We start from the raw sequence: 18,722 nt of genomic DNA on the forward strand, positions 1-18,722 counted from the left end.
GCCGGATCAGCAGCGGACGCGCTCGCCCTCCGGCGCCGGCACGCCCTGCGCACCGTGTGCCGGCACCGGCGCATGCGCCTCGTGCTGCACCGGCACCGGCCGATAGTGCGCATCGAAGGCCACATCCCCCGGCGTCCAGCCGGCGCGGCAGCGCACCGCGCCCCAGAAGCGCTTGAGCGTCTCCCACTGCATCGCCACCAGGCCCAGCTCGTTGTCGCGGTCGACCATCGGGTCGGCCACGCCGGTAGGCCGCACCGGCTCGCCGTAGAGCGCGGTGCCGAACAGCACATCCCACACCGCCAGCACCTGGCCGAAGTTGCAGTTGTGCAGGTTGGGCCGCTGCGGATCGACGACCATGTGGTGCAGGCGATGGAAGGTGGGATCCACCAGCACCCTGCCCAGCACCGGGCCGAAGCCGATGCGCACGTTGGCGTGGGAGAAGTTCTGCACCAGCTCGCCCAGCAGCATCATCCAGGCGAACTCGTCGGCGCGGATGCCGAAGGCCACGCCCACCCCGGCCAGCACGAAGGACTGCAGCGCCCCGTCCAGGTAATGGCTGCGATCGTTGGCCCAGCAGCTGAGCTGGCGCTGGCTGTGGTGCATCGAATGCATCGCCCACCACCACGGCATCCAGTGCTGCACGCGGTGCATCCAGTAGTAGGTGAAGTCGTAGACCACGTAGTAGGCGACGAACAGCACCGCAGGATGGCGGTCCAGCCAGGGCCACGCGTCGCGCAGGCCGTGCCCGGCGGAGCCGGCATCGGCACCGCCGCCGGCAAGGTTGGCCAGCGGCGTCAGCACCAGGAACGAGAACAGCGGGAAGACCCCGACCAGCATCACCCAGGTGTAGTGGAAGTCGATCCGCGCCAGCCGCCGATCTTCCCAGCGCTCGGCCGGCCAGAGGCTCTCCAGCGGACGGAAGACCAGGCCGATGATCGCCAGCTGCAGCGCTGCGATCAGCAGCGAGGCGGCGATGTCGCGCGGATCGTCGCTGAGCCCGGTCAGGTGCAGCGCGGACAGCAGCGGCGCCACGGCCTCGCGGGCCAGCAGATCGACCAGCGTGGACCAGGCATGGGCGACAGACGACACCAGGGCGAAACCAGACATGCGAAGACGGCGAAGAGGGGCACGAGGCCGGCCCCCACAGCATCACGCCGCTGGCTTTCGCCAAGCTGTCCTCGACGGCTGTTGCCGTCGGGGATTGGGGATTCGGGATTGGTGATTGGTCAGAGCGGGCGAGGCCGGGATAGAGGGACCGCTTCTGCGAATCCCCAATCCCGAATCCCCAATCCCGCCCCCTCGATCACGCCTTGCTGAAGACCAGCTGCCCGCCCTGCGCATCGACCTGAATGGTGTCGCCGCTGACGAATTCGCCGGCCAGGATCTTTTGCGCCAGCGGGTTCTCCAGCTGCGCCTGGATCGCGCGACGCAGCGGACGCGCGCCGTAGACCGGGTCGAAGCCGACGTTGCCGAGCAGCTCGAAGGCCTTGTCCGACACCTCCAGCTTCAGCCCGCGCTCGGCCAGGCGCTTCTCCAGCCCGCTCATCTGGATGCGCGCGATCTGCTTGATCTGCGCCTTGTCCAGCGGGTGGAACACGACGATGTCGTCCAGCCGGTTGATGAACTCAGGGCGGAAGTGCGCCTGCACCACGCCCATCACCGCCGCCTTCATCTGCGTATAGGCCTCGGGCGAGTCGTCGCCGGACAGCTCCTGGATCTGGTGCGAGCCCAGGTTGGAGGTCATCACGATGACGGTGTTGCGGAAGTCCACGGTGCGGCCCTGACCGTCGGTCAGGCGGCCGTCGTCGAGCACCTGCAGCAGGATGTTGAACACGTCCGGATGGGCCTTCTCGACCTCGTCCAGCAGGATCAGCGAGTACGGCCGGCGGCGCACGGCCTCGGTCAGGTAGCCGCCTTCCTCATAGCCCACGTAGCCCGGAGGCGCGCCGACCAGCCGCGCCACCGCGTGCTTCTCCATGAACTCGCTCATGTCGATGCGCACCATGGCATCGGAGCTGTCGAACAGGAACTCGGCCAGCGCCTTGCACAGCTCGGTCTTGCCCACGCCGGTCGGACCCAGGAACAGGAACGAGCCGCTAGGCTTGTCCGGATCGGCCAGGCCGGCGCGCGAGCGGCGCACCGCGTCGGACACCACGCGGATGGCCTCTTCCTGGCCGACCACGCGCTGGTGCAGCACGTCCTCCATGCGCAGCAGCTTCTCGCGCTCGCCCTCGAGCATGCGGTTGACCGGAATGCCGGTCCAGCGGCTGACCACCTCGGCGATCTCCTCGGCGGTGACGCGGTCCTGCACCAGCTTGAACTCGGTGTGCTCGGCCTCGGCGGCGGCGGCCAGCTGCTTCTCCAGCTGCGGCAGTACGCCGTACTGGATCTCGCTCATCTTGGCGTAGTCCTGGCGGCGCTGGGCGGCTTCCAGGTCCAGCTTGGCCTGTTCGATCTGCTCCTTGATCTTGGTCGTGCCCTGCAGCGCAGCCTTCTCCGACTTCCAGATCTCTTCCAGATCGGAGAACTCGCGCTCCAGCGCCTCGATGTCGCTCTCCAGATCGGCCAGTCGCTTGCGCGAGGCCTCGTCCTTCTCCTTCTTGAGCATCTCGCGCTGGATCTTGAGCTGGATCAACCGGCGCTCCATGCGGTCCAGCTCCTCCGGCTTGGAGTCGATCTCCATGCGGATGCGGCTGGCCGCCTCGTCCATCAGGTCGATGGCCTTGTCGGGCAGCTGGCGGTCGGTGATGTAGCGGTGCGAGAGCGTGGCGGCCGCGACGATGGCCGGGTCGGTGATCTCCACGCCGTGGTGCAGCGCGTAGCGCTCCTTGAGCCCGCGCAGGATGGCGATGGTGTCCTCGACGCTGGGCTCGCCCACGTAGACCTTCTGGAAGCGGCGCTCCAGCGCGGCGTCCTTCTCGATGTACTTGCGGTACTCGTCCAGCGTGGTGGCGCCGATGCAGTGCAGCTCGCCGCGCGCCAGCGCCGGCTTGAGCATGTTGCCCGCGTCCATCGCGCCGTCGGCCTTGCCGGCGCCGACCATGGTGTGCAGCTCATCGATGAACAGGATGATCTGGCCTTCGCTCTTGGCCAGGTCGTTGAGCACGCCCTTCAGGCGCTCCTCGAACTCGCCGCGGAACTTGGCGCCGGCGATCAGCGCGCCCATGTCCAGGCTCAGCACGCGCTTGTTGCGCAGGTTCTCGGGCACCTCGCCGTTCACGATGCGCTGGGCCAGGCCCTCGACGATGGCGGTCTTGCCCACGCCGGGCTCGCCGATCAGCACCGGATTGTTCTTGGTGCGGCGCTGCAGGACCTGGATGGTGCGGCGCACTTCCTCGTCGCGGCCGATCACCGGATCCAGCTTGCCGGCCTCGGCGCGCGCGGTCAGGTCGATGGTGTACTTCTCCAGCGCCTGGCGCTGGTCCTCGGCGTTCTCGCTCTGCACGCTCTCCCCGCCGCGGATCTTGTCGATGGCCGCGCTGATCCGCGCCTTGTCGGCGCCGGCGTTGCGCAGCATCAGGCCGAGCGGGCCGCTGTCCTCGACCGCGGCCAGGACGAACCACTCGCTGGCGATGAAGGCATCGCCATGCTGCTGGGCGAGCTTGTCGGTGACGTTCAACAGGCGGTTCAGGTCGTTACCGACCGACAGGTTGCCGGCTTGCCCGGTGACCTTGGGCAGCGCGTCGAGCGCCTCGCCCAGCCGCTCGCGCAGCAGCGGCACGTTGACGCCGGCCTGCTGCAGCAGGGCCTTGGTGCTGCCGCCGGTCTGGTCGATCAGCGCCACCATCAGGTGCACCGGCTCGATGAAGTTGTTGTCGCGGCCGACGGCCAGCGACTGCGCATCCGCCAGTGCCTGCTGAAAGCGCGAAGTCAGCTTGTCCATTCGCATGGGAACATCCTCGAAGAAAGGGGGCCGGCGATACCGGCAATGTCTTCCACATGGCGTTCAGCCAGCGTGTTTCAAGGGGGAGTGAGACGCAGCGCTCAGGCGCTGCATAATTCCCGCCGATGCCTGCGCCCGCGCCCTGGTTCGTCTACCTGCTCGAATGCCGCAACGGCAGCTACTACTGCGGCATCACCACCGATGTGGCCGCGCGCTTCGCCGCCCATCAGCAGGGCCGCGGCGCGCGCTACACCCGCGCCCATCCGCCGCTGCGCACCCTTGCCAGCCGCGCCTACCCCGACCGCGCCAGCGCCGCGCGCGCCGAATGGCAGGTCAAGCAGCTGCCGCGCGCCCGCAAGCAGGCCTGGCTGACGGAAGCCTAGCCCCGCGTCATGACACGCAAGCGCACGGCAGGCCGGCGATCGGCGCATGCCTTCGCGCAAAACCGCTGCTGCGGCGCAATAACAGCCTTTGGATCGATCTAATCTCCGACTTTTCCAGGGCGTCGCAGGCGCGCCCAACTGCGTTGTAGGTCACACATCGACGCAGGCGGCGGGCCGCAACCGTTTTCCGCGAATTGACGGCACCCACCGCCCTGCCGAGCGTCGGCGTCCCCCGCCTTCGTCAACCAGGAGCTGGACCATGCACCGCACGACCCGTCTCTCGCTCTGCCTGCTGCTCGCTGCGCTCGCCCCGCTGTTCCCCGGCCAGGCCCGTGCCGACTCCGCCATCTACGGCGGCGGCCCGTTCTACTCCGGCGGCACCAGCGTCATCGACGACCTGCGCGCCTCGGGCTTCACCACCGTCATGCTCTGGAGCGTGCACGTCCAGTCCAACGGCGACCTGTACCTCAACGACAAGCTGATCGTGTCCAACGGCAGCTACGTGGGCGACAGCGGCTGGCCCAGCCGCCTGACCCGCCTCAAGACCGCGCCGACCTCGGTGACCCGCATCGAGCTGTCCGTCGGCTCGGCGGGCGCCACCGATTTCGAGAACATCAAAGCGCTGATCAACAGCCAGGGCACCGGGTCGGACAGCATCCTGTACCGCAACTTCCAGGCGCTGAAGAACGCCACCGGCGCCAACGCCGTCAACTTCGACGACGAGTCGGCCTACGACCTGGCCTCGGCCACCGCCTTCGGCAAGATGCTCTACGACAGCCTGGGCCTGGCGATCACCTTCGCGCCGTATACGCAGGTGACGTTCTGGAAGACGCTCAAGGCCAACCTGGGCGATCGGGTCGACGGGGTCTATCTGCAGGTCTACGACGGCGGCGCCGGCAACGATCCCAAGTCCTGGTCCGACAGCCTGGGCATCACCGTCGATCCGGGCCTGTGGAGCCGACACGGCAACAACTGCGCCAGCGGCGACAGCCCGGCCAGCGTCAACAGTCGCATGAGCGCCTGGAAGTCCTCGGCCGGCATCGCCGGCGGCTTCATCTGGCTCTACGACGATATCCAGGCCTGCGCCGCGCAGGGCACCGCGGCCGACTATGCGGGCGCCATCAATCAGGCGGTGAGCACCGGCACCGCCTCGCCGAACCTGGCCTATGCCAAGACCGCGACCGGAAGTAGCGCCTGCAACGCCAACGAGACGCCGGCCAAGGCGGTCAACGGCAGCGTCTCGGGCGGCACCAGCGACAAGTTCTGCTCCCTGGTCAGCGGCGCGTGGCTGCGGGTCGACCTTGGCAGCGCCAAGAGCGTCAAGCGCGTGATCGTGCGACACGCCGGCGCCGGCGGCGAGAACAGCGCGTTGAACACCCGCGCCTACACGCTGCAGGTGTCCTCCGACGCCAGCACCTGGTCCACCGTGGCCAGCGCCAGCAGCAACACCGCCAACGTCAGCACGCACGACATCAATCCGGTCACGGCGCGCTACGTGCAGCTCAAGATCAACACGCCGACGCAGAACGGCGACCCGGCCACGCGCATCTACGAGCTGGAGGTCTACTGAGACAGCGGCGACGCCGGCGCCCGGCGATTGGCCGGGCGCTGGTGTGCGGGACAAGCGGCGCACGCCGACGATCGGCGGCAGTCGTTCAACACTTTGAGAACCGCGCATCGCGACACACCGGGCGCGCATCACGCCTCCCTCGCCACGGCTCGACTAGCCTGACGCGTTCCCCCGGAGGCGGAGCGCGCGATGCATTACGAGCTGTACTACTGGAGCGGCATTCAGGGGCGCGGCGAGTTCGTGCGGCTGGCGCTGGAAGATGCCGGCGCCGACTACACCGACGTGGTCCGCGAACAGGGCGATGCGGTGATGGAGCCGTTCCTGTCCGGCCAGCAGGATGGCGCGCGGCCGTTCGCGCCGCCCTTCCTCAAGGCCGGGCGCCTGGTGCTGGCCCAGGTGAGCGCGATCCTGCATTACCTGGGCCCGACGCTGGAGCTGGTCCCGGAGGCCGAGTCGCGCCGCCTGCAGGCCCTGCAGCTGCAGCTGACCATCGCCGACCTGGTCGCCGAGGTGCACGACACCCACCACCCCATCGCCTCCTCGCTGTACTACCAGGACCAGCAGGCCGAGGCGCAGCGGCGCGCCGCGGACCTGCGCGCGCAGCGCCTACCCAAGTTCCTGGGCTACTTCGAACAGGTGCTCGCGCAGGCCGATGGCCGGCATGCGCTGCGCCAGCATTCCTACGTCGACCTGTCGCTGTTCCAGCTGATGAGCGGGCTGCAGTACATGTTCCCGCGGCGCATGGCCGCGCTGGCGCCGGAGCTGCCGCTGCTGCACGGCCTGCAGGAGCGCGTGGCGCAGCGCCCGCGCATCGCGGCCTATCTGGCCTCGGAGCGGCGGCTGCCGTTCAACACCAACGGCATCTTCCGCCACTACCCGGAGCTGGACGCGGCCTGAGGCGCCCTGCCCTTCGTTTTCGGGCAGACCTAGTCCATGCGCGTCAGCGCGGTGCGGATGGCGCGCAGCTGTTGCTTCACCGCGGCCTCCTGCTGCGGGCCCAGACGCACCAGCGCCTTCTGCCCCACCGACAGACGCTCCAGCGCCGGATCGGTGAAGCGCAGGCGGCCCTTGCCGTCGGGTTCGACGCTCAGCGGCCCGCTGGGATCCGGCGCCTGCAGCAGATGGTCGATCACCTCCACTAGGCGGTCGTTGAAGTAGGCATTGGGTTTGCCCAGTTCCAGGTAGGCCTGCTGGAACAGCGGATAGAAGCGCCGATACGCCTGCACCAGCGTGGCGGGGTCGGCATGGGTGAAGGCCGCGACATGCGGCGCATAGCGCTGCGCATTGGCCGGATCGATCTCCATCGCCGTCTCGCCTTCCCTGACCTGCAGCGTGCCTTCGACCGGCTTCACCGCCAGCGCATTGCGCGTGAGGCTGGGCTGGGTGAGGTTGTCGATCATCACCACCAGGCGCTGGATCAGATGCTCGCGCAGCACGATGCCGACCGCCGCGTCGTTGCCGAACGCGCCGGACAAGGCCTGCCAGGCCGCATCGTCGCTGGCGGCCAGCGCCGGCAGTGCGGCATCGGCCGCATCGCCGGGCACCGGATGCTGGATGGCCGGGGCGGCCTGGGGCTGGGATCCGGCGGGCGGCGTCGAGGCGGCAGGCGCCTGCGACTGCTCTGCGGTGGCAGCCTGCGTGTTTGACGGGGGCTGCGGCGCATTGCGCTGACCGAACAGCCACCAGCCGGCGGCCGCGACCAGGACGACGACGAGAGCCCAGGGCCAGCGGGGGTTGGAAGAAGGTTGCGAGGACATCGGGAACACCACCTGCGATTGCGATCGAACGCAGGTGGGACCGCGTCATGCCGGATCGGTTCCCGCGCCGCGCGGCTGGCGGCACGACGTCAGCGGCGCGGCGCTCAGCGCCCTTGCAGGAACGGCAGGGCCGCTTCGAGGAAGCGCTGCGGCTGTTCGACCGCCGGCGCGTGGCCGGCCTGATCGATCGTCACCAGGCGCGCATGCGGGATCCACGCGGCGAAGTCCTTGCCGTTGGCCGGGGGCACCAGCCGATCCTGCGCGCCCCAGACCACCAGCACCGGCAGGTCGAGCCGCGCCAGCGCGGCCTGGTCGAGGAACACGCTGGCATCGGCGCCCAGGCCCTGGCGGAAGCTGTCCTGGGTGTACTGGCTGCCCTCGGCCAGGCGCATGGCGAAGGCCTGTTCGGCAATCTGCGCCGTGACCTTGTTCGGGTCGTGGAAAACGAACCGCGCCAGGCCCTCGCGCGTGCCGGCGATGGACAGCGGCGGCCACGAGGCCGGGCCGCCGGACTTGCCGGGGATGGGCTTCATCGAGGGATGGCCACCGGCGTCGACCAGGATCAGGCGCGTGGGCATGGGCAGGCCGGCCTGGCTGGCGCGCACGGTGTAGAGGCCGGCGATCCAGCCGCCGAGCGACTCGCCGGCCAGGGAGAACTCCTGCACGTCGCGGTCGCGCAGGAACCCGCCCAGCATGTCCACCCAGGTGGTCACGCCATAGGCGATCGACGGCTTGGCGGACTGGCCGAAGCCGAGCTGATCCGGCGCCAGCACGCGGTAGTGTTTGGCCAGTTCGGGGATCACCGCGCCCCAGTCGAAGCCGGCGTTGCTGCCCAGGCCGTGCAGCAGTACCAGGGTCGGGCCGCTGCCCACGTCGTAGTAGCGGAGGGTCTGGCCGTAGACCGTGGTGTGCTTCATCGGCGGCAGGCCGGTCCACCACGGCGCGGAATCCGGCGGCGCGGCCTGCGCGGTCGCGGCGGTGACCAGGTATAGCAGGGCCAGCAGGGTCACACGCCGCAGGCAACGGACCATCAGGGAGGCGGGCGTCATCGGGAGCTCATCGCACGGGGGAGAAGCGGCGATGGTCGAAGGCGCCGCAAACGCCCGTCAAGGGGCCCCGCCGCCGCGCCCTTCCCTTCAGGGCGCCGGACGCCGCTGCAGCGCCAGCACGCCCATCAACGCCGCCAGCGCCAGGTAGGCGCCGGTGAACTGCCAGCAGATCGTCGCGGCCAGGCCCTCGAGCTTCCAGGGCACATAGATGCCGCCGCTGGGAATCACCGAGTGGATCACGCCGAACAGCGTGAACAGCGCCGCCACCAGCCAGAACGCCGCCGCGCGCCGCAGCACGCCGTCGATCATCGCCACCACCGCGCCGGTCCACAGCATCGCGGTGATGATGAAGCCGTTGCCCAGCACCGCGATCACCGCCATCTCCGGCAGGCCGTGGCCATCGAGCGTGCTGGCCATCGCGGCGAAGGCCTCCGGCGCGATCCAGCCATGCGCCTTGATCAGCAGCAGATAGGCCACCGACGGCAGGAAGCCCAGCACCATCGCGCCGGCATGCCGCTGCGGCGTGGCCTGGAAGGCCTGGGTGGTGATGTCGATGGCCACGTAGACGATGATCGGCGAGAGCACCGCCAGCGGCAGCCACTGCACCAGCATCGAGACGATGCCCAGCATGCCGCCGATGCCGATGAACAAGCCGGTGAGCAGCGTGTAGCCGCTGCGCGCGCCCATGTGCTTGTAGGCCGGCTGGCCGATGTAGGGCGTGGTCTGCGCCACGCCGCCGCACACGCCCGCCACCAGCGTGGCGACGGCCTCGACCAGCAGGATGTCGCGGGTGCGGTAGTCGTCGCCCGCCGCGCGCGCGCTCTCGGACACGTTGATGCCGCCGACCACCATCAACAGGCCGAACGGCAGCAGCAGCGGCAGATACGGCACCGCGTAGGAGAGCCCCTGCACGAAGCCCAGCGACGGCCACGGCAGCGCGATGTGCGGCGCCACCAGCGCCGGCAGCTGGAAGCCCGGCGCCCCCAGCCCCGCCAGGCCGAGCGCGTAATACAGCACCGTGCCGACGACGAAGGCCACCAGCACGCCAGGCAGGCGGATCGGCAGCCGCCCCTTGGCGATCAGCACGTACAGCAGCAGACCGAGGGTGAGCAGGCCGACCACGGGCGACTTGAGCGTCTCCAGCAGCGGCAGCAGGCCCATCAGCACCAGCGCGATGCCGGCGATCGAGCCCAGCAGCGCCGCGCGCGGCAGCGCGCGCGTGACCGCCTCGCCGAAGAAGGACAGCACCAGCTTGAACAGCCCCATCACCACCAGTGCGCCCATGCCCAGCTGCCAGGTGGCGATCGCCGCGGCGTCCGGCGCCATGCCACCGCTCTTGAAGCCGACGAAGGCCGGGCCCAGCACCAGCAGCGCCATGCCGATGCTGGTCGGCGCATCCAGACCCAGCGGCATGGCGGTCACATCCTCGCGCCCGGTGCGCTGCGCCAGCCGGCGCGCCATCACCGTATAGGCCAGGTTGCCGACCAGCACGCCGAAGGCGGTACCGGGGAACATGCGCCCGAACACCACCTCGGCCGGGAACTGGAAGATCCCCACCAGCGCCATCGCGATGAAGCCCAGGATCGACAGGTTGTCGACCACCAGGCCGAAGAAGCCGTTGAGATCGCCGGCGACGAACCAGCGCGGGCGCACCGGCGCCGGCGAAGCGGATGAGGACATGCGGGAGGGCCAAGCGTGGGGACCGCGCGATGGTACGACGCCCGCGCGCCCCTGACAGCGCGATGCCATGCACAAAGCGTCCTGCCCGAGTCGGGGGGAGCCACTGTCTACCAGACCAGTGGCGACCTCCTTGTAGAGCGGAGCTCGTGGCAATCCCATCTTGGGGACTCCGCTGCTCTTCGTTCGGTTCGTGGGGAAAGCCTCAGCGGAGCAAGCTCCGCTCTACAGGTCGGCCCCTGTGCGGAGCGACTACTTCTTGTTGAGGAAGTTGGTGGTCAGCAGTTCCTTGACGTCGCCCAGGCGCCCGCTCAGCACGGCCTTGGCCGCATACAGCGCGGTGCCGGCCACCTGCCCGGCCTCGATCTGCGGCGGCATGACCAGCTCGGTCGGGCTGGTGTGCACGTCCAGCAGCGCCGGGCCGGGATGGGCCAGGAAGTCGCGCACCGCCTGCTCCAGGTCGGCGCTGCGGGTCACGGTGCGGCCGTAATAACCGATCACCTCGGCCAGCCGGCCGAAGTCCGGGTTCTTCAGATCGGTGTAGTTGTCCAGCAGGCCTTCGACCTTCTGCTCCAGCTCGACGAAGTTGAGCGAGCTGTTGTTGTAGACCACCACCTTGATCGGCAGGTCTTCCTGGATGGCGGTGAGCAGATCGCCCAGCAGCATCGCGATACCGCCATCGCCGGACAGCGAGATCACCTGCCGGTGCGGGAAGGCCTTCTGCAGGCCCAGCGCCTGCGGCATCGCATTGGCCATCGTGCCGTGCAGCAGGCTGGGCAGCGTGCGGCGCCGGCCGTTGACGCGGATATGGCGCAGCACCCACACCATCGGCGAGCCGCCGTCAGCGGTGAACAGCGCATCGTCATCGGCGTAGCGGTCCAGCAGCGCGGTCAGGTGCTGGGGATGGATGAGCTCGCCCTCGCCCGGCTGCTCCTCCTCGGCGCGCTTGGCCATGGCCTTGTCGCGGTGCGCGATGCACTCGTCCAGGAAGCCGCTGTCCTCGCGCTGGGCCAGCAACGGCAGCAGCGCCTCCAGGGTCGGGCCGATGTCGCCGACCACGCCCAGATCGATCGGATGGCGCCGGCCCAGATGGCTTCCGTCCCGATCCACCTGCACGATCGTGGCCTTGTCCGGATAGAACTGGCCCCAGGCGAAGTCCGCGCCGAGCAGCAGCAGCGTGTCGCAGGCCATCAGCGTGTGGTAGCCGGACTCGATGCCGAAGATGCCGGTCATGCCCATGTTGTACGGGTTGTCGTATTCGACGAAGTCCTTGGCGCGCGAGGTGTGCGCGATCGGCGCCTTGAGCCGTGCGCCCAGCGCGACCAGCGCATCGTGCGCGCCCTCGCAGCCGGCGCCGGCGTAGATGCCGATCTTGGTGCCGCGGTCGAGCAGCTCGGCCATACGCTGCAGCTCGCCATCGTTGGGCCGCAGCACCGGCTCGGCGCGATGCACGGCGAACGGCACGTCATGCTTGACCTGCGCCTGGCTGATGTCGGCCGGCAGGATCACCACCGCCACGCCGCGCCGGCTGATCGCCGCCTGGCAGGCCAGCGCGACCACGCGCCGCGCCTGCTCCGGGCTGTGCACCTGCTCGCAGAACACGCTGCAGCTGCTGTAGACCGCCTTGAAGTCCACTTCCTGCGGGAACTCCATGCCCAGCTCGGGCGTGACGATCTGGCTGGCGATCAGCACCATCGGTGCGCGGTTGCGGTTGCTCTCGAACACGCCGTTGATGAAGTGCAGGCTGCCCGGCCCGCACGAGCCCGCACAGGCGGTCAGCTGGCCGCTGATCAGCGAGTCGGCACCGGCGGCGAAGGCGCCGGCCTCCTCGTGGCGCATGTGCACCCACTGGATCGAACTGCGGTGGATGGCGTCGGTGACATGGTTGAGGGTGTCGCCGACGATGCCGTAGCAATGCCGAACGCCCGCCGCCTCCAGGGTCTCGACGACGATCTCTGCAACGCGCTTGCTCATGGGAATGACCTTCGAACGTGGGGTCCTGGAGGCTAGCCAGCGCGCGGTGAGGCTCACGTGCGCTTCGTGCGACATTCGATTGCAGCGCGGCGTCGCGCGCCGCGACAACATGCATCGCGCCCGTTAGTGCGCGTTGGTGATCGATGCAGGCGCCAGGGGCTTTCACCCTCCGCATGAGAGGCGCTGCTTTCCCGCTTCCGCGGGCACGACAAGGAAAGGCTTTCCCGCGGCTTGGCGCTGCGAACGCAATGCTCGTCATCCCCGCGAACGCGGGGATCCATGGACGTCCATGCAGACCCCGCGTTGCTACGGCGCGCCTCCACACGATGCGCAAGACCTGCGCCAAAGCGAAAAGTCAGACACGCACGGCCCGCCTCCGGCGGCTTCAACCCATCGCACCGACGTTTTCGTCCGCAACCACCTTCGATCGCGCTGAAACGTAGACGGGGCGGTCTTTCTGTCGATTTTGTCAGTGGGTTGTGAAACCGATTACAGAATGGTAAAAAAACGCTTGGCGGACGCGCTCCGCCAGGGGATTCCTCGTAGTAGCAGTGCCCGTTCGCCACGTCCGCACAGGACGCGTTGCCGTGGCCGCAGTTCTTGCCATCCGCGATCCGCATGTCTCATTGGTCCTTCCGGCCGGTGCGGACGCGCTCAACCACGCCCCGGAGACCCGATCCATGTCGTTTTCCCGCTCCCTCCTGTTCCACGCCCTGGCGGCCGCGCTCGCGCTGTCGGCCAGCCCCTCGGCCTTCGCCCAATCCACGACCGGCACGCTGTACGGCCAGGCCGAGGCCGGCAGCACCATCCGCATCCAGAGCGCCACCGGCACCACCCGCGAGATCCAGGTCGGTGCCGATGGCCAGTACCGCAGCCCGGCCCTGCCGGTGGGCGAATACACCCTGAGCGCGGTCCGCGACGGCCAGCCGCTCGGTGCAGACGCCCACGTGCTGGTGAAGGTCGGCGTGGCCTCGGAAGTGTCCTTCGCCGCGCCCGCGGCGACGGCAGGCGCCACCAACCTGGGCGCCGTCAAGGTGTCGGCCTCGGCGGTGCCGAGCATCGACGCCTCGGCGGTGGACTCGCGCACGGTCATCACCGCCAGCCAGCTGGCGCGCCTGCCGCTGGCCCGCAACGCTGAGGACATCGCCAAGCTGGCACCGGGCGTGGTCGCCAACAGCGGCGGCTTCCACAGCGACACGGGCAAGGAGCTGGTGAGCTTCGGCGGCTCCTCGCCGACCGAGAACGCCTACTACATCAACGGCTTCAACACGACCGACCCGCTCAACACCGCCGGCGGCCTGACCCTGCCCTACGGCGCCATCGACCAGCAGGAGATCTACACCGGCGGCTACAGCGCGCAGTTCGGCCGCTCCGACGGCGGCGTGATCAACGCGGTCGGCAAGCACGGCACCAACCAGTGGCACTACGGCGCGCAGGTGCTGTGGCAGCCGGACTGGGGCCGCGCCGAGGCCAAGAATTCCCACTACGCCAACGGCCTGCCCGATTCGCCGCTGGCCGGCGACCTGTATCACTACAACGGCGCCAACCGCACCGACAGCTATACCGTCTCGGCCTACGCCGGCGGCCCGATCATCCGCGACCGGCTGTTCTTCTTCGCCGCCGGCGAGTTCCAGCGCGACTGGACCGATTCCACCAACACGCTGGACAGCGGCGGCAACTACGTCAGCCAGACCAGCAAGATGCCGCGCGCCTACGTCAAGCTCAACTGGAACATCAACGACAACAACCTGCTGGAGCTGACCGGCGTGCGTGATCGGCTGGATAGCTCCAGCAACGTCTACGGCTACGACTACAAGACCCTGAAGCGCAGCGGCTTCTTGTACGCCAACGGCGACAGCCAGTACGGCGGCGACATGTGGGTGGCCCGCTATACCGGCTACCTGACCGACACGCTCACCCTCTCGGCCACCTACGGCGAGATGGACACCAAGATGTACAACGCGCAGCCGCCCAACTACGACCCCACCCTGGTGCGCGTGGACAACTGGACCTACCAGAACCCGGCGCTCAACGGCGGCACGCCGCGCTACAACAACCAGATCCAGGGCGACCTCAGCGAACCGGACCGCGGCAACCACTCCAGCAACCTGCGCGTGGACCTGGCCTGGACCCTGGGCAACCACACCCTCAGTGCCGGTATCGACAACATCCGCTCGCAGGCCCTGGACCAGGGCGGCCATGCGCCGGGCCCCGGCTATGTCTGGTCCTACCAGCGCGCCGACGATCCCAGCCTGCCGCTGGACGCCTCGCACGGCATCGGCCCCGTCGCCGGTTTCCCCAACGGCGCGGCGGGCTACTACGTCCAGCGCAACACCTGGAGCGGCATCACCACCATCAGCTCCTCGCAGAAGGCGCAGTACATCGAGGACAAGTGGCAGGTAGCCGACAACCTGCTGCTGAGCATCGGCCTGCGCAACGACCAGTTCACCAACTTCAACTCCGACGGCGTGCCCTACATCCGTCAGACCAAGCCGCAGTGGGCGCCGCGCCTGGGCGCGGCCTGGGACGTGCACGGCGATTCGAGCTTCAAGGTCTACGCCAACGCCGGACGCTACTACCTGGGCCTGCCGCTCAACCCCGGCCTGATCGTCGCCGCCGGCTTCTACAACACCACCCACCTGTACACCTATTCGGGCATCGCCGCCGATGGCTCGCCCACCGGGCTGACCGATATCTCCGGCGAGTACTCGGCGCTCAACCAGTTCGGACAGGCGCCCGATCCCAAGACGGCCACCGCGCGCACGCTGGAGCCGGAATACCAGGACGAGTTCATCCTGGGCTTCGAACACACGCTGGGCGATGCCTGGGTGTGGGGCCTGAAGAGCACCTACCGCAATCTGCGCAACGCGATCGACGACTTCTGCTCGATGTCGCAGGTCGCCGCCGCGGCCAATGCCGCCGGGCACGATGTGGCCAACTTCAACACCTGCTATCTGATCAATCCCGGCCGCACCAACGTCTTCACCATGATCGATGGGGACGGCTCGTACTTCGACTTCCCGATGAGCATGCAGGACCTGGGCTTCAAGCAGAAGCTGATCCGCAAGTACTACGGCCTGGAGGCGGTGCTCGAGCATCCGGTCGCCGACAACTGGTACGGCAAGGCCAGCTATGTGTTCTCGCGCAGCTACGGCAATACCGAGGGCCAGGTGCGTTCGGATGCCAGCCAGGGCGGCACCTCCACCAGCTACGACTGGGACAACTGGACGATCATGGAGAACGCCAACGGACCGCAGAACAACGACCACACCCATCAGCTCAAGCTCTACGGCTACTACACCTTCTCGCCGGAGTGGCTGGTGTCGGCCAACTTCGCGGCCGTGTCGGGCACGCCGCGCCACTGCCTGAGCTTCTACGGTCAGCAGCAGCTCGATCCGCTGGGCTATGGCAGCGTCTACCACTTCTGCAACGGTGAACCCTCGCCTCCGGGCAAACAGGGCCGCATGCCGTGGATGACCCAGCTGGACCTGGGCGTGACCTGGACGCCGGACTTCGGCGATCACCGCCTGGCCTTCACCGGCAGCATCTTCAACGTGCTCGACAGCCAGGTCGCGCTGCAGCGCTACGCCTTCGCCCAGACCACGCCCAGCACCGACGCCAGTCCCAACAACCCGCTGTTCCAGACCGTCACCATCCGCCAGCCGCCGCGCTCGATCCGGCTGTCGGTGTCCTACGACTTCTGAGCGGAACTTCAGGCCGGCGACGCCGGTCGACTGCCTGCAAGGCGGCCACATCGCCCACAACGAGGTAGATTTCGACAGAGGCCGAAGTTGTTGCGTTGAGTTCAATATTGCTGGCGCCTGACATCGAACAGGCGCCAAGCATTAACCAACTAGCCCTGCAGCAAGCGGGGCTTTTTTTAGCTCGCTGAAGGACCGAAACGGAAAAGCCTCGAATCCAATGCTAACGGATCATTTCGCTCAAGCTCGACTTGCCCGATGCGGGGATGGGCGGGATTGATGAGGAAGTTAGAGGCCCCTTGGGCAATCGCACTGGGCACACGCAGCGCCAAGTGCTGCCGCCCTGCGATAAAGGCGTCACCCACGGCGCGAACGGCTGGATCATAGGGAAGGCTCCTCCAGCCGTTTGGCCATTGATCGCGCGGCAAGTCCACCACCGCGTCGTCCGGAATGGCGAAAGTGAGCAGACGCTGGCCCTCTGGAACCATATCCAGATTCATGTGGACCAGCACCTCGAGCATCGCGAGTGCTGTTGATTCAGCGGCGTAAGCCACATGCACACCGAGGCTGTTCCAACGACCGCCGTAGCGAGCGGCTCCAATGCCAGCGAGTGCCGTGCCGACGTGCTGCTCTGCGCTGATCCTGTAGACCAACATCAGGCAAAGTCGCCATACTCGATTCGTCCCAGTTCATCCTCCACCTCATGCGCGCCGGCGTCGGTGGCCAGCAGCTGCAGGGGCACGTTGCCGAGGATACGATTTGGGGTGGATAGCCAGCGACTGGCCTTGCCTGCGTCTCCAAAGACCCGCTCGGCCTGCCTGGCAAGCCGAGCAATGCGCATGACCCGGTCGGATTCGGTCTCGGTCAATAACCCGTCATTTTCCTGTCGGCGATGGTAGGTCCTGGGCGAGATACTGGAGACGCTCAGGACCTCCTGGGGCGTCACGTCGAGCTTACGAGCAAGATTTGTGATGACAAATCCTGGAAGCTGCACGGCCGCGACCGCCTTCAGAGGCAGCCCCTTCCTCAAAGGAAGTACTTCCGCAGCTGTGCTTGAGCCGCGGATCCGGCCACCTTTGGCAACCGTTACTTTGCCTGGCTTAGTTGACCTCACCGGTCGCCTCGCAGCGGACGACAGCGCGCCTGCAGCCTTGGCCTTCGTGCTCCCAGGAAGCTTCTTGGCAGGGGGCAGTGAACTGCGCTTGGCAAAGAAATTACTGGGCCGCTTAACGCCCAGGTAATCGAGAACGTTAACTTCGATGTCGCTCATGACCACTCGCCAGTCGGCATATGGCACTGATAGTACGCCAATTGGCGCAGCCTTGCCGGCATGCACGCGTTCTCTTTCGATCACGTGGTTGGCTAATCTGGCATCCCGACGTGATGGTTAGCACTGTGACCAGTTGCGCGCATCCTCGCTTAGGGCAGGGCCACTAAGCGGAGGTGCACCACTGCCTCACGTGCACGTCTCAATTCAAGGTCGGTCTCTGATGCGAGATGGCCGGCATGGGGTTCCAGGCGGGCGATGTCCTCGCCCGCCTGCATCGATGCTTCAAAGCGGCAGGTGCAGGAACTGGTTGAAATCGCTGGCGACATAGTCGCCGAACGCCGGCCCGTTGCCGAAACCACGCTTGCGGTACAGGGCCAGCGCCGGCTCGAAGGCCTCGCCCGACCCGGTTTCCAGGCTCAGCCGGCGCAGGCCGCGGGCCTTCGCCACCGCGATGATGTGGTCCAGCACGGCGGCCGCCGCACCCTGGCGCAGATGGTCCGGATGGGTGCGCATGGACTTGAGCTCGCCGGTGCCCTCGCCCCATTCCTTGAGCGCGCCGATGGCGACCAGCGCCTGCCCACGCCAGGCGCTCCACACCGTCATGCCCGGCGCCTGCAGGCCGCTCAGATCCAGCGCGAACACGCTGCCCGGCGGCGAATTGGCGTGCATCTGGCGCAGGTGATACTCGAGCAGCGCGCGGATCTGCGCGCCGCCCAGGTCGTCGACGCGGATCTGGAAAGGCGACGCGCTCAGAACGACACCTCCACCGGCTGACGCGACCACAGCACCGACTGGTGGCCGGTGGCCTGCTTCCACGCCAGGCGGATGGCCTCGATGTCGGCACGGCGCTGCGGCGTGTCCTCGTGCAGGATCACCAGCACCTTGGTCTTCAGCCGCTCCGGCGCCGCGGCGCCGCGGAACAGCCACTGGCCGTAGCCATCCAGCACGGTCAGGCCATCCGGGAAGCGCGCGGTGACCTCCTTGTCCAGGAAGGCGCGCCACTGCGCCTCGCTGATCGGCTGGTCCTCGTGCCGCCCGCCCGGCCCTTCCTCCACGCCCACGCCGAAGTACAGCTCGCTGCGCACCCAGCCGCTGGCCTGCGCCGGCCGCAAGGCATCGCCCTGCAGGGTGGCGCTGACGGCGGCGGGCGCGGGGTGCGAAGGCGCGACGCTGGCACAGGCGCTCAAGGTGAACAGAACGGCGATCAACGGGGCACGCAGCAGCATCGGCAAAATCTCGGTGGGGGGCGGAAAAACGGGCAAGGAGAACACGATCGGAAGGCCGACGCGGCACGGCGCGGATAACCGCCCGGCATGAGCTCATGCCGCACGGCACCGAGCCACGGCTCGCGCGCCGCCTTTACGTCAAGTTAATATATCGCTTCATCCGGATGGATGCAGCAACCCTTGCCGACCCCAGTCGCCGCCACGGCCGGCGCGACCGGTCGCGACCGTTATC

The 18,722-nt window shown here is 68.0% G+C and carries 14 protein-coding genes; 4 read left to right on the top strand and 10 right to left on the bottom strand.

Annotation, left to right across the window (positions count from 1 at the left end; genetic code table 11):
- Positions 1-6: 6 nt before the first annotated feature.
- Positions 7-1,107: a sterol desaturase family protein gene (locus MWN52_RS14135; protein WP_286575130.1), complete on the bottom strand. Its 1,101-nt coding sequence runs from the start codon at positions 1,105-1,107 to the stop codon at positions 7-9.
- Positions 1,108-1,303: 196 nt separating this feature from the next.
- Positions 1,304-3,889 carry an ATP-dependent chaperone ClpB gene (gene clpB, locus MWN52_RS14140; RefSeq protein ID WP_286575131.1) on the bottom strand — a complete coding sequence of 862 codons (2,586 nt, stop codon included), beginning with the start codon at positions 3,887-3,889 and terminating at the stop codon, positions 1,304-1,306.
- Positions 3,890-4,008: 119 nt separating this feature from the next.
- Between clpB and MWN52_RS14145 the strand changes: the two genes are divergently transcribed.
- From MWN52_RS14145 to MWN52_RS14155, 3 genes are all read left to right on the top strand, one after another.
- Complete coding sequence (locus MWN52_RS14145; RefSeq protein ID WP_286575132.1) at positions 4,009-4,266, top strand: GIY-YIG nuclease family protein; 258 nt, start codon at positions 4,009-4,011, stop codon at positions 4,264-4,266.
- 259 nt (positions 4,267-4,525) lie between these two features.
- Positions 4,526-5,836, top strand: coding sequence for a discoidin domain-containing protein (locus MWN52_RS14150; RefSeq protein WP_286575133.1), 1,311 nt, complete (start codon positions 4,526-4,528; stop codon positions 5,834-5,836).
- A 189-nt stretch (positions 5,837-6,025) separates the two neighbouring features.
- Entirely contained in the window at positions 6,026-6,733 is a 708-nt protein-coding gene (locus tag MWN52_RS14155; RefSeq protein WP_286575134.1) for a glutathione S-transferase, read from the top strand.
- A 29-nt stretch (positions 6,734-6,762) separates the two neighbouring features.
- On the opposite strand, the gene MWN52_RS14160 is transcribed toward MWN52_RS14155, so the two are convergent.
- The 4 genes from MWN52_RS14160 to MWN52_RS14175 all read right to left on the bottom strand — a co-directional run bounded on the left by MWN52_RS14160 (position 6,763) and on the right by MWN52_RS14175 (position 12,293).
- Entirely contained in the window at positions 6,763-7,593 is an 831-nt protein-coding gene (locus MWN52_RS14160; RefSeq protein ID WP_286575135.1) for a DUF3014 domain-containing protein, read from the bottom strand.
- A gap of 104 nt (positions 7,594-7,697) precedes the next feature.
- Positions 7,698-8,642, bottom strand: a complete 945-nt coding sequence (locus MWN52_RS14165; RefSeq protein WP_286575136.1) for an alpha/beta fold hydrolase — start codon at positions 8,640-8,642, stop codon at positions 7,698-7,700.
- 87 nt (positions 8,643-8,729) lie between these two features.
- Entirely contained in the window at positions 8,730-10,322 is a 1,593-nt protein-coding gene (locus MWN52_RS14170) for a hypothetical protein (protein ID WP_286575137.1), read from the bottom strand.
- A 249-nt stretch (positions 10,323-10,571) separates the two neighbouring features.
- Positions 10,572-12,293 carry a thiamine pyrophosphate-dependent enzyme gene (locus tag MWN52_RS14175; RefSeq protein WP_286575138.1) on the bottom strand — a complete coding sequence of 574 codons (1,722 nt, stop codon included), beginning with the start codon at positions 12,291-12,293 and terminating at the stop codon, positions 10,572-10,574.
- A 680-nt stretch (positions 12,294-12,973) separates the two neighbouring features.
- Here MWN52_RS14175 and MWN52_RS14180 point away from each other — a divergent pair.
- Positions 12,974-15,997: a TonB-dependent receptor gene (locus MWN52_RS14180; RefSeq protein ID WP_286575140.1), complete on the top strand. Its 3,024-nt coding sequence runs from the start codon at positions 12,974-12,976 to the stop codon at positions 15,995-15,997.
- A gap of 176 nt (positions 15,998-16,173) precedes the next feature.
- Here the strand turns inward: MWN52_RS14180 and MWN52_RS14185 are convergent, their stop codons facing one another.
- The 4 genes from MWN52_RS14185 to MWN52_RS14200 form a co-directional block, all read right to left on the bottom strand.
- A complete protein-coding gene (locus MWN52_RS14185) occupies positions 16,174-16,650 on the bottom strand; it encodes an RES family NAD+ phosphorylase (RefSeq protein WP_286575141.1) in 477 nt (158 codons plus the stop codon).
- Complete coding sequence (gene parS, locus MWN52_RS14190) at positions 16,650-17,264, bottom strand: type II RES/Xre toxin-antitoxin system antitoxin (RefSeq protein ID WP_286575142.1); 615 nt, start codon at positions 17,262-17,264, stop codon at positions 16,650-16,652. Before parS ends, MWN52_RS14185 begins: the two co-directional genes overlap by 1 nt.
- Positions 17,265-17,546: 282 nt before the next feature.
- Complete coding sequence (locus MWN52_RS14195; RefSeq protein WP_286575143.1) at positions 17,547-18,047, bottom strand: GNAT family N-acetyltransferase; 501 nt, start codon at positions 18,045-18,047, stop codon at positions 17,547-17,549.
- Positions 18,014-18,490 (bottom strand): DUF3574 domain-containing protein, encoded by a 477-nt coding sequence (locus tag MWN52_RS14200; RefSeq protein ID WP_130517227.1) that lies wholly within the window; start codon positions 18,488-18,490, stop codon positions 18,014-18,016. Before MWN52_RS14200 ends, MWN52_RS14195 begins: the two co-directional genes overlap by 34 nt.
- Positions 18,491-18,722 lie beyond the last annotated feature (232 nt).

This window comes from Pseudoxanthomonas winnipegensis, assembly GCF_030322905.1.
GTDB lineage: Bacteria > Pseudomonadota > Gammaproteobacteria > Xanthomonadales > Xanthomonadaceae > Pseudoxanthomonas_A > Pseudoxanthomonas_A winnipegensis.

Excerpts from the sequence above, each read along its gene's own strand:
- MWN52_RS14135 (WP_286575130.1), bottom strand. The coding sequence starts at position 1,107 with ATGTCTGGTTTCGCCCTGGTGTCGTCTGTCGCCCATGCCTGGTCCACG.
- MWN52_RS14180 (WP_286575140.1), top strand. The coding sequence starts at position 12,974 with ATGTCGTTTTCCCGCTCCCTCCTGTTCCACGCCCTGGCGGCCGCGCTC.
- clpB (WP_286575131.1), bottom strand. The coding sequence starts at position 3,889 with ATGCGAATGGACAAGCTGACTTCGCGCTTTCAGCAGGCACTGGCGGAT.
- MWN52_RS14170 (WP_286575137.1), bottom strand. The coding sequence starts at position 10,322 with ATGTCCTCATCCGCTTCGCCGGCGCCGGTGCGCCCGCGCTGGTTCGTC.
- MWN52_RS14185 (WP_286575141.1), bottom strand. The coding sequence starts at position 16,650 with ATGTTGGTCTACAGGATCAGCGCAGAGCAGCACGTCGGCACGGCACTC.
- MWN52_RS14165 (WP_286575136.1), bottom strand. The coding sequence starts at position 8,642 with ATGACGCCCGCCTCCCTGATGGTCCGTTGCCTGCGGCGTGTGACCCTG.
- parS (WP_286575142.1), bottom strand. The coding sequence starts at position 17,264 with ATGAGCGACATCGAAGTTAACGTTCTCGATTACCTGGGCGTTAAGCGG.
- MWN52_RS14150 (WP_286575133.1), top strand. The coding sequence starts at position 4,526 with ATGCACCGCACGACCCGTCTCTCGCTCTGCCTGCTGCTCGCTGCGCTC.
- MWN52_RS14160 (WP_286575135.1), bottom strand. The coding sequence starts at position 7,593 with ATGTCCTCGCAACCTTCTTCCAACCCCCGCTGGCCCTGGGCTCTCGTC.
- MWN52_RS14155 (WP_286575134.1), top strand. The coding sequence starts at position 6,026 with ATGCATTACGAGCTGTACTACTGGAGCGGCATTCAGGGGCGCGGCGAG.
- MWN52_RS14145 (WP_286575132.1), top strand. The coding sequence starts at position 4,009 with ATGCCTGCGCCCGCGCCCTGGTTCGTCTACCTGCTCGAATGCCGCAAC.
- MWN52_RS14175 (WP_286575138.1), bottom strand. The coding sequence starts at position 12,293 with ATGAGCAAGCGCGTTGCAGAGATCGTCGTCGAGACCCTGGAGGCGGCG.
- MWN52_RS14200 (WP_130517227.1), bottom strand. The coding sequence starts at position 18,490 with ATGCTGCTGCGTGCCCCGTTGATCGCCGTTCTGTTCACCTTGAGCGCC.